Here is a 12,678-nt window from a genome sequence, read left to right as displayed (position 1 = left end):
GAGGTGATCGGTGGCGCTGGTGTCGTGGACCCTGCTGGTGCTGGGTGCGCTCGCGCTCGCCGCTGTGCTGGTCCTCCTGGCCCTGTACGTCCGCCGGGGCATCCTGCAGCGTGACGGTGGCTTCGACATGTGCGTGCGCGGCGACAGCCACGACGGCTGGTCCGGCGGCTGGGCGTTCGGCATCGGGCGCTACCGCGACGACACCCTCGAGTGGTTCCGCACGTTCAGCTTCACGACCTGGCCGAGGCGGTCGTTCCGGCGCAGCGTGCTGGTCGTCGACGGACGGCGCCAGCCCGACGCCGAGGAGAGCTACGAGCTGCCCGCCGGCCACGTCGTGCTGATCTGCCGGTCGAACGGGAGCAGCGTCGAGGTGTCCATGACCGAGCCTGCTGCCACGGCCTTCGTGACCTGGCTGGAAGCGGCGCCGCCCGGGGGGCAGTTCGCCGGTTGACGCCTCCGAGGCGTACCGTTCATCGGAACGGCGAAAGGGTACATCGGGCGTGGAGAGATTTCGGGTCACCGGGGGGAGCTCCCTACGGGGTGAGGTCCGGGTCAGCGGCGCGAAGAACAGCGCACTCAAGCTGATGGCGGCGGCGCTGCTCGCCGAGGGACGCACCGTGCTGCACGACGTCCCCGCCATCACCGACGTCGACTACATGGGCGAGTTGCTGCGTCAGCTCGGCGGCGACGTCCACCGCGAAGGCGGCACCGTCGCCATCGACGTCCCGGCCGACATCGCCCATGAGGCGCCGTACCACCTGGTGCGCCGGCTGCGTGCGTCGATCTGCGTGCTCGGCCCGCTGGTGGCCCGGTGCGGCGCGGCCAACGTGGCGCTGCCCGGCGGCGACGCCATCGGCTCGCGCGGCCTCGACATGCACATGTCCGGGCTGGAGAAGCTGGGCGCGCAGGTCGAGATCGAGCACGGGTTCGTGGTGGCGCGGGCGCCACAGGGCCTGCACGGCACCAGCATCTGGCTCGACTTCCCCAGCGTCGGCGCCACCGAGAACATCCTCATGGCCGCCGTGCTGGCCAAGGGCACCACGGTCATCGACAACGTCGCCCGCGAGCCCGAGATCGTCGACATCTGCCGCATGCTCGGCGACATGGGCGCCAAGATCGACGGCGCCGGCACGTCGACGCTGCGGGTCGAGGGCGTCGACTCCATGAACCCGACGACGCACACCACCATCCCGGACCGCATCGTCACCGGCACCTGGGGCGTCGCGGCCGTCATGACCCGCGGCGACATCACCATCCGCAACGGCCGCGCCGAGCACCTCGAGATCGTCCTCGACAAGCTGGCCGCCGCCGGCGCCACCGTCGAGTCCGGGCCGGCCGGGCTGCGGGTGGCGATGTCCGGGCGGCCGCGCGCCATCGATGTCGTCACGCTGCCGTACCCCGGTTTCCCGACCGACCTCCAGCCGATGATCGTCGCGCTCGACGCCGTGGCCGAGGGCACCGCGATGATCACCGAGAACGTGTACGAGGCCCGGTTCATGTTCGTCAACGAGCTGGTCCGTCTCGGCGCCGAGGTCCGCATCGACGGCCACCACGCCGTCGTCCGCGGCCGGCCCGGGCTGTCCGGCGCGCCGGTCGTCGCCACCGACATCCGGGCCGGGGCCGGCCTCGTGCTGGCCGGCCTGCTGGCCGAGGGCGAGACACTGGTGTCGGCCGTCCACCACATCGACCGCGGCTACCCCGACCTCGTCGGGCAGCTGCAGTCGCTCGGCGCCGACGTGGTCCGCGAGCCCGATCCGGACCACTTCGATGACTGACGAACCGGAGGTCGCGGCCGGCGTCGGGGACCGCTGGCGCGGCCGGGTGACGCCGGGCCGCGTCTGCCTGGCCGTCTACCTGGTCGTGCTGGTCGTCTACAGCGCCGTCGAGGGCATCCCGATGGACCGCGTCGGGCAGACCGGCTGGATCCTCGCCGGCATGATCGCGGTCAAGATCGGCCGGCCGTGGCGCGAGCACGTGCGCACGTTCCTCGACTGGCTGCCGCTGCTGGCCGCGCTCATCCTGTACGACCACACCCGCGGCATCGCCGACACCCTGGGTATGCCCCTGCAGGTCAGCGGGGTCGTCGACATCGAGCGCTGGTTGTTCGGCGGCACCATCCCGACACTGTGGCTGCAGGAGCAGCTGTTCGAGCCGACGGTGCGCTGGTGGGACGTCGGCGCCGCGCTCGTCTACTTCAGCCACTTCGTCGTGCCGTGGGTGCTGGCCGCCGCGTTCTACATGTGGTCACGGCCGCTGTGGGTGTCCTACATCCGGCGGGTGCTGCTGCTCACCTACACCGGCCTGCTGACGTACGTCCTGCTGCCGGCCGCGCCGCCGTGGTACGCGTCGGCCCGCACCGGCGACATCGCCGAGCCGGTCTACCGCCTCGTCGGACGCGGCTGGAACGAGCTGGGGCTGCGCAGCGCCCAGGCGTGGCTGTCCGACGCCCAGGGCGGCGCCAACGAGGTGGCCGCGCTGCCGTCGCTGCACGCCGGGTTCTCCATGCTGGTCGCGGTCACCCTGTGGCCGCTGGCCAAGCGCTGGTGGCTGAAGGTGCCGATCGTCGCGTATCCGCTGGCCATGGCGTTCACGCTGGTCTACGGCGGCGAGCACTACGTCGTCGACGTCCTGCTCGGCTGGCTGTACGTCGCCGCCATCATGGTCGGCGCGCACTGGTGGGAGCGCTGGCGCGAGCAGCGCCACCGGCCCCCGGAGCCCGTGCTGACGGCCGGCACGCCCGCGCCGGTCGAGCCGGCGCTGCGCACCGAACCGGGCATCACCCCGGAACCGAACGAGCGAGCGGGAAGGTAGCAGCATGGCACGCAGTGTGGCCGTCATCGGAGCCGGCCTGATGGGAGCGGGCATCGCCCAGGTGGCCGCCACCGGCGGCTGGAACGTCGTGCTGCGCGACCTCGACGACGCCGCCGTGGGCCGCGGCCGGGCCGCCATCGAGGCGAGCACCGCGAAGTTCGTCGAGAAGGGCAAGCTCACCGCCGGCGCCCGCGACGCCGCGCTGGGCCGCATCACCACCACCACCGACCTCGACGCCGTCGCCGAGGCCGACATCGTCGTCGAGGCGGTGTTCGAGAACGTCGACGTCAAGCGCGAGCTGTTCGCGCAGCTGGACCGCCTGTGCCGCGACGGCGCCGTCCTGGCCACCAACACCAGCGCCATCCCGATCACCAAGATCGCCGCCGCCACCGAGCGGCCCGAGTCGGTCGTCGGCACGCACTTCTTCTCGCCGGTCCCGATGATGGCGCTGTGCGAGCTGGTCCGCGGCCTGCACACCTCCGACGACACGCTGGGGGCGGCGCGCGAGCTGGCCGAGTCGTCCGGCAAGACCTGCATCGTCGTCAACCGCGACGTCGCCGGGTTCGTCACCACGCGGCTGATCAGCGCGCTCGTCGTCGAGGCGGTCAAGCTCTACGAGTCCGGCGTCGCGTCGGCCGAGGACATCGACACCGCCTGCCGGCTCGGCTTCGGCCACGCCATGGGCCCGCTCGCCACCACCGACCTCACCGGCGTCGACGTGCTGCACCACGCCACGTCGAACATCTGGGACGAGACCGCCGACACCAAGTTCTTCCCGCCCGAGCTGATGCGCCGCATGGTCGACGCCGGTGAGCACGGCCGCAAGTCCGGCCGCGGCTTCTACTCCTACTGACGCCTGCGCAAGCTGATCACCGGCTCGATCGCGGTGCCGGTGCCCGTGGCGCGCCTGGCGCGGCGCTGGATGGGCGTGCCGTTGCCGCCGACGTCACGCCGCCTCGGCAGCAGCAGCCGGGTGGTGACCAGCTTGGCGCGGTCGCGGCGGCGGGACCGCTCGCGGCGGGCGAGGTCGGCGGCGCCGATGAGCCCGGCGTCGTTGCCCAGCGCCGCCCGGACGACCTCGGCCTCGGGCCGGAAGCCGCGCCCGGTCAGCGTGCGGCGGAACGTCGTGCGGGCCGGCTGCAGCAGCAGGTCGCCCACGTCGGAGACGCCGCCGCCGATGACGAACAGGCCGGGGTCGAACGCGGCGGCCAGGTTGGCCAGGCCGACGCCCAGCCAGTGGCCGATGTCCTCGAGCAGCTCGAGCGCGGCGGGGTCGCCCTGCGCGGCCAGCGCGCTGACCATCGGGCCGGTGATGCGCGACGGGTCGCCCTCGCACGTCTCGGCGATGCGGTAGGCGACGGGGGAGCCGTTCAGCACCAGCTCGCGGGCCTCGCGGACCAGCACGTTGCCGCTGGCGTACTGCTCCCAGCAGCCGCGGTTGCCGCACTCGCAGCGGTGCCCGCCGGGCACCACGACCATGTGGCCGAACTCGCCGGCGACGCCGAACCGGCCGCGGTGCAGCACGCCGTCGAGGACCACACCGCCGCCGATGCCGGTGCCGAGGTTCACGCAGACGACGTGCGACTCGCCCTGGGCGGCCCCGAACCGGCACTCGGCCCACAGCGCCGCGTTGGCGTCGTTGTCGACGACCACGGGCAGCCCGATGCGGCGCTGGACGGCGTCGCGCAGCGGCTCGTTGCGCCAGGCGAGGTGCGGTGCGAACAGCACGGAGGACTGGGTGCCGTCGACGAAGCCGGCGGCGCCGATGCCGACCGCCAGCACGTGGTGGCGGGCGCCGAGCTCGGCCACGATGTCGGCGATGGTGTCCTCGACCACGCGCGGGCTCTTGCTCTTGCTCGGCGTCTCGCGGCGGGTGCGCTCGATGATCGTGCCCTCGGCGTCGACGACGCCGGCGGCGACCTTGGTGCCGCCGATGTCGATGCCGATGGTGGGCCGCAGCGCCAGCCGGGACACCCGCGTACGGGTTTGAGCCATGCCCATAGTATTGCGGGGCGCGCTCAGGATGCCGGGGACGACCCCGGTGGCGCCAAGATGCCCAGCGCGTACGCCGTCGTCACGGCCGCCGTCCGGTCGTCGACGCCGAGCTTGGCGAAGACCCTCAGCAGGTGCGTCTTCACCGTCGCCTCGCCGATGTGCAGCGCCCGCCCGACCTCGGCGTTCGACAGTCCCGTGGCGACGGCCGCCAGCACCTCGCGCTCACGCGGCGTCAGCGGCGGCACCGACGGCGCCCGCATGCGGCTGACCAGCCGCGCGGCCACCGGCGGCGCCAGGATCGTCTCGCCGCGGTGCGCCGCCCGGACGGCCGCGGCGAGGTCGATGCGCGGGGTGTCCTTGAGCAGGTAGCCGGTGGCGCCCGCCTCGACCGCGCGGACGATGTCGGAGTCGGTGTCGTACGTGGTGAGCACCAGGATCCGGGTGCCGGGCAGCTCGGCCAGGATGCGCGCCGTCGCCTCGGCGCCGTCCAGCCGGGGCATGCGCAGGTCCATCAGGATGACGTCCGGACGCAGCCGGCGGGCCAGCACCAGCGCCTCCTCGCCGTCGCCGGCCTCGCCGATCACCTCGAAGTCGTCCTCGGCGCCGAGCATGCCGGCCAGCCCGGTGCGCACCACCGGGTGGTCGTCGACCAGCAGCAGCCGCAACGTCGTCACGGCCGCCCACGCTACCCTGACGGCGTGGGCGACCTGGTCACCGAGACGTTCGACTATGACGGCGGGCGGCAGGTCACCGTGTATGTGCCGCCGGAGCCACCGGAGGCTGTCGTGTTCGCGGGCGACGGCCAGCTGATCTCGCAGTGGGGCGGACACCTCGAGGCGGCCGACGTGCCGCCTACCATGATCGTCGGTGCCCATCGGACGGGACGACCCGGACGAGATGATCCGGGTTGGCGAGTACTCACCGTCCTTCGACAAGGAACGGTTCGCGGCACACGAGCGGTTCTTCGTCGAGGAGGTCCGTGGCTGGGTACGGTCACGTTTCGGCCTCGCCCTGCCCGCCGGCCGCACCGCGGTGTGCGGCGTGTCAGCCGGTGGTGAGCTCGCCCTCGCCATGGGGCTTCGTCACCCGGACATCTACGGTGCGGTCTTCTGCGCGTCACCGGGCGGCGGCTTCCGCCCGCCCGCCGTGATGCCGAGCCTGCTGCCGCGCACGTACCTCGTCGCCGGGACGCTGGAGCCGTGGTTCCTCGAGAACGCGACCCGGTGGGCAGCCGCACTGCTCGACGCCGGCGTCGACGTCGTCCTGGCTGAGCGGGCCGGCGACCACGGCGACCCGTTCTGGCAGGCCGAGTTTCCACTGATGGTGTCCTGGGCGTTTCAGCGCTGAGGGAGCGCTGCCAGCCCGACGGTCGCACGGACGGTGGTGCCGGCATCCGGCGCGCTGACGACCTCGAGCAGCCCGCCGACCTGCTCGACCCGAGCCCGCATACCGCGCAGCCCGTACCCGTCGTGCGCCGCGCCCGGCCGGAACCCTCGTCCGTCGTCGACCACGGCGACGGTGGCCGCACCGGGCGGGCCGGACCGGAACCGCAGCGCGACGATGACCCTGCGGGCGCCGGCGTGTTTGCGCACGTTCGTCAGCGCCTCCTGGGTCGCGCGCAGCAGCACGACCTCGACGTTCGCCGGTAGCGGCGGGCCGGCCTCGTCGATCTGCAGGCTCACCTCCAGCCCGGTCTCGTCGGCGAACCGGCCGGCGATGCGCTCGATCGCCTCGGGCAGCGACGCGTCCTGCAGGCTCACCGGCGCCAGCGAGCTGACCAGCGCCCGCGCCTCGGCGAGGTTGTCGCGCGCCGTCTGCTCCAGCAGCGCCAGCCGGTCGCGGACGGCGTCGGGGTTGCGGTCGAGCGCCACCTCGATGGCCTGCGCCAGCGTGAGGATGCTGGTGAAGCCCTGCGCCAGGGTGTCGTGGATCTCGTGCGAGAGCCGCTCCCGTTCGGCCAGCACGCCGCGCGAGTGCTCGAGCTGGGCCAGCTCGGTGCGGGTGCGTTCCAGCTCGTCGATCAGCTCGGCCCGTTTCTCGGCCTGGATGAACACGTGCGTGATGAACAGCCCCATCAGCAGCGACAGCCCGATCTGCAGCGCCACCTGCGGTGCGACATCGCGCACCGCCGTGGCCGTCCAGCCGTCACGGCCGATCTCGATGACGGCCAGGCCGGACAGGAACACGAACGTCGCGCCGATGGCCCACCGTGTCGGCAGGAACACCCAGATGTGCGGGATCAGCCCGAACAGCAGGAAGTACGCGTCGAAGATGCCCGTGCCGAGCAGCAGGTAGAGGCAGCCCCAGCTGACGGCCAGCTGGACGATCACCTGCCAGCCGACCTCCTCGGTGCCCAGCAGCCGACGGCCCAGCAGGAGATAGACGACGACCATGGCCGTCACCGCGAGCAGGCCGGTCAGGCGGTCGTCGCTGGACAGGTTGCCGGAGCTGCCGATGATCAGCGCGAGCAGCCCCAGCAGGCCCAGGTAGACGCTGTGCCAGGCGACCGTGGTGCGCTGCCAGAACGCGTCCAGCTCGGCGACGCTGCTGCGCGCCGGGGCGCCGCCGTCCGTCGTCAGCCGTCGTCCCTGCGCTGCCACCGGAACGTCCGGACGCAGATCACCAGGCCCGCGACCAGCCACAGCGACAGGATCAGCGCCGTCGGGCCGTGCTGCCATGATGCGGATACCTCCAGCGTCTCGAATCGGTCGGGCAGGAACACCGAACGCATGCCCTGCGCCAGCCATTTCAGCGGGAACACCGAGGCGACGTTCTGCAGCCAGCTTGGCAGGTCGGAGAAGACGAAGAACACGCCCGAGATGAATTGCAGCACCAGCAGCGGCCCCACCACCACGGCGGACGCGCTCTTCGCCGACCGCGGCACCGACGAGTACGCGATGCCCAGCACCGCGCCGCCGGCCGTGCCGAGCACGTAGCACCAGGCGAACGTCAGCCACTTCGACGGCTCCGCCGGCAGCTCGACCCCGAACGCCAGCACGGCCACGGCCAGCAGCAACGCGATCTGGCTCAGCCCGACGACCAGGATCATGCCGACCTTGCCCAGGAAGTACGACACCGGCGGCATCGGCGTGCCGCGCAGCCGCTTCAGCGTGCCGTCCTCGCGCTCGATGGCCAGGCTGATCGCCAGCGTCTGGAAGCTGACCAGCATGATGCCCGAGGCGACCATTCCGGGCAGGAAGTACTGCGCGAAGTCGATCGGGACGCCGCTGCTCTCACCGACGTCCTCGTTGCCGAACACGACGGCGAAGATGCCCAGCATGATGACCGGGAACAGGAACGAGAAGATCACGGAGTCGCGTTCGCGGAAGTAGCTCCTGGTCTCCAGCGAGGCGCGCGACACCGCGATGCGGCTCGTGCTCATGACACGACCTCCAGGGTGTGGTCCGGCTGACCGATCAGCCGCAGGTACACGTCCTCCAGCGTGGGGCGGCTGACGACGAGGCCGGGCACCTCGCCGCCCAGCCGGCCGGCCAGCTGGGCGACCAGCGCGGTGGGGGTGGCGGTCCGCTCGGTGCGCTGCTGGCCGTCCTCGCTCCACCGGACGACCGCGTGGTCGTGGTCGCGGCCGCCGAGGCGGTCCGGCGTGTCCAGCGCGACGATGCGCCCGCCCGTGATGACGCCGACGCGTCCGGCCAGGTGCTCGGCCTCGTCCAGATAGTGGGTGGTGAGGATGATCGTCGTGCCGCCGTCGGCCAGCGACGTGATGAGCGCCCAGAACTCCCGCCGCGCCTCCGGGTCGAACCCGGTCGTGGGCTCGTCGAGGAAGAGCAGCTCCGGGTCGCCCAGGATGCCCAGCGCGACGTCCAGGCGGCGGCGTTGCCCACCGGACAGGTGCCGCGCCCGCGTGGCGCGCTTCTCGTCCAGCCCGACGGCCGCGATGACCTCGTCGGGGTCGCGGGCGGCGGGGTAGTAGCCGGCGAAGTGGTGCACCAGCTCCTGCACGGACAGCTCGTCGTGGCCGCCGGAGCTCTGCAGCACGATGCCGATGCGGGCCCGCCAGCCGGCGTCCGGCCGCGCCGGGTCCGAGCCCAGCACGCTGACCTCGCCGGCGTCGCGGCGGCGGTAGCCCTCGAGGATCTCCACGGTGGTGGTCTTGCCGGCGCCGTTCGGCCCCAGGAGCGCGAAGACCTCCCCCTGCGCGACGTCGAGGTCCAGCCCGTTGACGGCGGGGACGCCGGCGTAGGCCTTGCGCAGCCCGCGGACCCGGATGGCGGAAGTCGTCATGCCACCACGATGCCGCCGGGACTGTGGCCGCGACGAGCACCGCGTGGTGGGCTGCTGCGTCCACCGATCGGTGGACCCGTCGCCCGGTTGCCGCCGCCGCTCGCCCCCAGCGCACCGCAGCCTAGGTCGTCCGGGCCACCTTAGACGCCACCTCAGGGCGCCTTAGACGGTTCCGCGCCGCCACAATGCGGCAGTCTCCCGATGCATCACACGGCGCCTCAGAACCATGCTCGATATCAGAACGCAACGAGTAGGGGCAGGAGCCGAGCATCATGAGCATCCACGGGGACTACGCGGCACGGATCGTCCACGACCAGCGGTCGCACGACCTGCAGGCGGAGGCACGCCGCGACGGGCTGGCCCGTCAGGCACTGGCCGCCGTCCGGCGCGGGGCCGCGCGCAAGAACGCCGGCGGCGCCACGGCACGTAGCCGGGCGCGCACCGCCTGAGCGGGAGCGATCTGCTGGAAGGAAATTCGCATGGGCTTGTCGGTGGCGGGTGGCAGGATGAATGACGTGGTCATTCACGTCACCCGCACCGTGAGCCTGGTCGGGAGGGAACGGCAGCTCGCCGACCTCCGCCAGGCCTATGCCACCGCGTGCGCGGGCGAGCCGGTCACCGTCCTGCTGGGCGGCGAGGCCGGCATCGGGAAGACGCGGCTGGCCGAGGAGTTCGTGGCCGAGGTGGTCGCCGGCGGCACCCGCGCCGTCGCCGGCCAGTCGGTCCCGCTCGACGGCGAGGGCCCGGCGTTCGCGCCGCTGGTGGGCGCGCTGCGCGGGCTGCACGCCGAGTTCGGGGCGCAGCGGCTGCTCGAGCTGGCCGGTCCCGGCGGCGACGCACTGGCCGGGCTGGTGCCCGAGGTGGGCGTCGCGCCGGCCGAGGGGCCCGAGGGCCGCGGCCGGTTATACGAGGTCGTCACCTCGCTGTTCGAGCGCGTCGCGGCGGAACGCCCGCTGGTGGTCGTGCTCGAGGACCTCCAATGGGCCGACAGCCCCACCCGCGACCTCCTGCGCTTCCTCGTCCGCGGGGTGCGCGACGCCCAGCTGCTGTTCGTCGTCACGTACCGCTCCGACGAGCTGCACCGCGGCCACCCGCTGCGGCCGTTGCTGGCCGAGCTCGACCGCCTGCGCCAGGTGCACCGCATCGAGCTGCCCCGGCTCGACGCCGACGAGGTCGTGCTGCAGCTGCGCGAGCTGCTGGGCCGGCCGCCGGAGCGGTCCCACGTCGACCGCATCGTCCGGCGCAGCGAGGGCATCCCGTTCTTCGTCGAGGAGCTGGCCTACGCCGACGACTGCGGCGACCTGCCCGGGTCGCTGCGCGACCTCCTCCTGGTCCGGGTCGAGCCGCTGTCCGAAGACACCCAGCGGCTGCTGCGGCTGATGTCGGCAGCCGGCAACCGCGTCGACCACTCCGTCCTCGAGTTCGTCGCCGGTGAGCAGACCGGCCCGCTGGAGACCGCGCTGCGCGAGGCCGTCTCGGCCGGCGTCATCGTGGTCGACGGCGACGGCTACGCGTTCCGGCACGCGCTGCTGCGCGAGGCCCTGCACGCCGACATGCTGCCGGGCGAGCACGCGCGCATGCACGCCCGGTACGCGCAGGCGCTCGAGGCGCATCCCGAGCTGATGCCGAGCACGCCCACCGCCGCCGAGGTCGCGCACCACTGGTACTCCGCCCATGACGTCGAGCGGGCGTTCGCGTGGTCGCTCACCGCGGCCGCCGAGCTGGTCCGCAGCTACGCCCACGCCACGGCGCAGCAGCTGCTCGAGCGGGCGCTGGAACTGTGGGACCAGGTCGCCGAGCCCGAACGGGTGGCCGGCAGCGACCGCCTCGAGCTGCTCATCCGCGCGGCCACCGAGGCGTACGCGGCGGGCGAGACCGAGCGCACGCTGTCGCTGGTGAAAGAGGGGCTGCGGCTGGTCGACCGGTCCGCCGACCCGGTCCGGGCCGGCTGGCTGCTGGCGCACCTCGGCAGCGTGAAGAACCGGCTGGGCCGGCCCGGAGCCATCGAGGCGCTCATGGAGGCGCGCGAGCTCATCCCGGCCGAGCCGTCGGTGCAGCGGGCCGAGGCGCTCGACTGGCTGGCCACCATGCTCATGCTCGACTGGCGCTTCGCCGAATCGCTGGAGGTCGCCGACGAGACCGAGCGGGTCGCCACCGCCGTCGGCCTCGACCGCGTCGTGGCGTCCGCGCAGATCACCCGCGGCACCGCCTGGGTGCACATGGGCGACGCCGAGAAGGCGCTCGACGAGCTGCGCCGGGCCGGGCCCACGGCCACCGCCAACCCCGACCACCTGCACCGCTACTTCGTCAACCTCTCCGACGCCTACACCCTGCTCGGCCGCTACCGCGACGCCGTCGACGTCGCCACCGAGGGCTACGAGCACGCCCGCCGGCGCGGCCGCAAGCGCACGTCCGGCGTGGTGCTGGCCGGCAACGCCGCCGAGCCCATGCTGGCGCTGGGCGACTGGGAGCGGGCCGAGCGGATGATCGAGCGCGGCCTCGAACTCGTGCCGCCCCCCAACCACGAGCGGCACATGATCGGCCTGCAGGCCTGGCTCGTCCTCTGGCGCGGCGACGTCGCCACCGCGGCCGCCGCCGTCGACCGGCTGCGCGCCGGCATGACCCGCCGGGTCGTGCTGCCGCAGGACAGCCGCCTGGTCGCTCGCCTCGAGGCCGAGGTCGCGCTCGCCCAGGGCGATGCGGAGCGGGCCTGGTCCGCCGTCGCCACCGAAGTCGGGCCGTCGGCCGACGCCGCGGTGCCCGGGTACGACCTGCCGCTGGCGTTCGCCGGGGCGCAGGCGTTGGGGGCGCGGGTCCGCGCCGCCGGTGGTGCCGCGACGGCCGGTGCCCGGGTGACCGGTGTCGACGGTGCCGGGCCGGCTGGTGTTGACGGTGGCTGGCTGGCTGGCAGTGCCGGGCCGGCCGCGGAGGGGTTCGCGGCTGACGCCGCGTGGCTGCGGGCGCTCGTCGCCCAGGCGTCGCGCGGCTGGCCGGTCGGTGTGTGGACGGTGCTGGTCGAGGCCGAGCTGGTCAGCGCCGGTGCGGCAGGGGCGGGCGGTGCCGATGGCGGCGAGGCGGCTGCTGCCGGTAGCGCGGGGCCGGCGGACGCCGGCGCGTCTGCGGTGGCCGGCGCCGAGGTGGTGGCGTGGGAGCGGGCGCTGGCGGCGCTGCGGTCGGCCGAGGGACCGGTGCATCTCATCCCGTACGCCGGGTTCCGGCTCGGCCAGGCGCTGGTCGGGGCGGGCCGGCGCGACGACGCCCTCGAGGTGCTGCGGCAGGCGGCCGCTGCTGCCGACTCGCTGGGCGCCGGGCTGTATCGCGGCTGGATCGACACGTTCTCGAAGCGGGCGCAGTTGCCGCTGGTCTCCGGCGTGCCCGATCCCGCGGCGGCGCCGTCCGGGCTGACGGTGCGCGAGCACGAGGTGCTGCGGCTGGTGGCGGCGGGCCGCAGCAACCGCGAGATCGGCGAGGAACTGTTCATCAGCGCCAAGACGGCCAGCGTGCACGTGTCGAACATCCTGGCCAAGCTCGGCGCGTCCGGACGCGGCGAAGCAGCCGCCATCGCCCACCGCGACGGGCTCCTCGACACCGCCGCCTCCTGACCGGCGCTTGGCCGGGCCACGAGTA

Annotated in this window: 11 protein-coding genes and 1 pseudogene; 7 read left to right on the top strand and 5 right to left on the bottom strand. The window is 73.4% G+C overall.

Annotated elements, in window-relative coordinates; translation table 11 throughout:
• The first annotated feature begins 10 nt into the window (after nucleotides 1-10).
• The 4 genes from BLU82_RS21655 to BLU82_RS21640 are packed head-to-tail and all read left to right on the top strand — an operon-like array spanning nucleotide 11 to nucleotide 3,664.
• Entirely contained in the window at nucleotides 11-451 is a 441-nt protein-coding gene (locus BLU82_RS21655; RefSeq protein ID WP_092623136.1) for a DUF2550 domain-containing protein, read from the top strand.
• Between the two features lie 49 nt (nucleotides 452-500).
• A complete protein-coding gene (gene murA / locus BLU82_RS21650; RefSeq protein ID WP_092623135.1) occupies nucleotides 501-1,775 on the top strand; it encodes a UDP-N-acetylglucosamine 1-carboxyvinyltransferase in 1,275 nt (424 codons plus the stop codon).
• A complete protein-coding gene (locus BLU82_RS21645) occupies nucleotides 1,768-2,811 on the top strand; it encodes a phosphatase PAP2 family protein (RefSeq protein ID WP_092623134.1) in 1,044 nt (347 codons plus the stop codon). Before murA ends, BLU82_RS21645 begins: the two co-directional genes overlap by 8 nt.
• Nucleotides 2,812-2,815: 4 nt before the next feature.
• The gene (locus tag BLU82_RS21640) at nucleotides 2,816-3,664 is read left to right on the top strand and encodes a 3-hydroxyacyl-CoA dehydrogenase family protein (protein WP_092623133.1); all 849 of its coding nucleotides are present in this window, start codon (nucleotides 2,816-2,818) and stop codon (nucleotides 3,662-3,664) included.
• On the opposite strand, the gene BLU82_RS21635 is transcribed toward BLU82_RS21640, so the two are convergent.
• Complete coding sequence (locus tag BLU82_RS21635; RefSeq protein WP_092626114.1) at nucleotides 3,658-4,806, bottom strand: ROK family glucokinase; 1,149 nt, start codon at nucleotides 4,804-4,806, stop codon at nucleotides 3,658-3,660. The genes BLU82_RS21640 and BLU82_RS21635 overlap by 7 nt on opposite strands.
• A 23-nt stretch (nucleotides 4,807-4,829) precedes the next feature.
• Nucleotides 4,830-5,480, bottom strand: a complete 651-nt coding sequence (locus tag BLU82_RS21630) for a response regulator transcription factor (RefSeq protein WP_231947547.1) — start codon at nucleotides 5,478-5,480, stop codon at nucleotides 4,830-4,832.
• 24 nt (nucleotides 5,481-5,504) lie between these two features.
• Between BLU82_RS21630 and BLU82_RS21625 the strand changes: the two are divergent.
• A pseudogene (locus BLU82_RS21625) lies at nucleotides 5,505-6,153 on the top strand (alpha/beta hydrolase).
• Here BLU82_RS21625 and BLU82_RS21620 read toward each other — a convergent pair.
• Genes BLU82_RS21620 through BLU82_RS21610 form a run of 3 tightly spaced genes read right to left on the bottom strand, consistent with a single transcriptional unit; the run spans nucleotide 6,144 to nucleotide 9,051 of the window.
• Entirely contained in the window at nucleotides 6,144-7,406 is a 1,263-nt protein-coding gene (locus BLU82_RS21620; RefSeq protein ID WP_157741176.1) for a sensor histidine kinase, read from the bottom strand. The pseudogene BLU82_RS21625 and the gene BLU82_RS21620 sit on opposite strands and share 10 nt — an antisense overlap.
• Nucleotides 7,382-8,188 carry an ABC transporter permease gene (locus BLU82_RS21615; protein WP_092623131.1) on the bottom strand — a complete coding sequence of 269 codons (807 nt, stop codon included), beginning with the start codon at nucleotides 8,186-8,188 and terminating at the stop codon, nucleotides 7,382-7,384. Before BLU82_RS21615 ends, BLU82_RS21620 begins: the two co-directional genes overlap by 25 nt.
• Nucleotides 8,185-9,051, bottom strand: a complete 867-nt coding sequence (locus tag BLU82_RS21610; protein ID WP_092623130.1) for an ABC transporter ATP-binding protein — start codon at nucleotides 9,049-9,051, stop codon at nucleotides 8,185-8,187. Before BLU82_RS21610 ends, BLU82_RS21615 begins: the two co-directional genes overlap by 4 nt.
• A gap of 272 nt (nucleotides 9,052-9,323) precedes the next feature.
• Here BLU82_RS21610 and BLU82_RS34325 point away from each other — a divergent pair, with 272 nt between their 5' ends.
• Together BLU82_RS34325 and BLU82_RS36390 are read left to right on the top strand one after the other, a co-directional pair.
• On the top strand, nucleotides 9,324-9,500 hold the full coding sequence (locus BLU82_RS34325; protein ID WP_157741175.1) for a hypothetical protein: 177 nt from the start codon (nucleotides 9,324-9,326) through the stop codon (nucleotides 9,498-9,500).
• 66 nt (nucleotides 9,501-9,566) lie between these two features.
• On the top strand, nucleotides 9,567-12,653 hold the full coding sequence (locus tag BLU82_RS36390; protein ID WP_172885668.1) for a LuxR family transcriptional regulator: 3,087 nt from the start codon (nucleotides 9,567-9,569) through the stop codon (nucleotides 12,651-12,653).
• The last annotated feature ends 25 nt before the right edge of the window (nucleotides 12,654-12,678 follow it).

Origin of the sequence: Jiangella sp. DSM 45060 (assembly GCF_900105175.1) — a bacterium.
Lineage (GTDB): Bacteria > Actinomycetota > Actinomycetes > Jiangellales > Jiangellaceae > Jiangella.
This window is presented reverse-complemented; position numbering and strand designations above follow the sequence as displayed.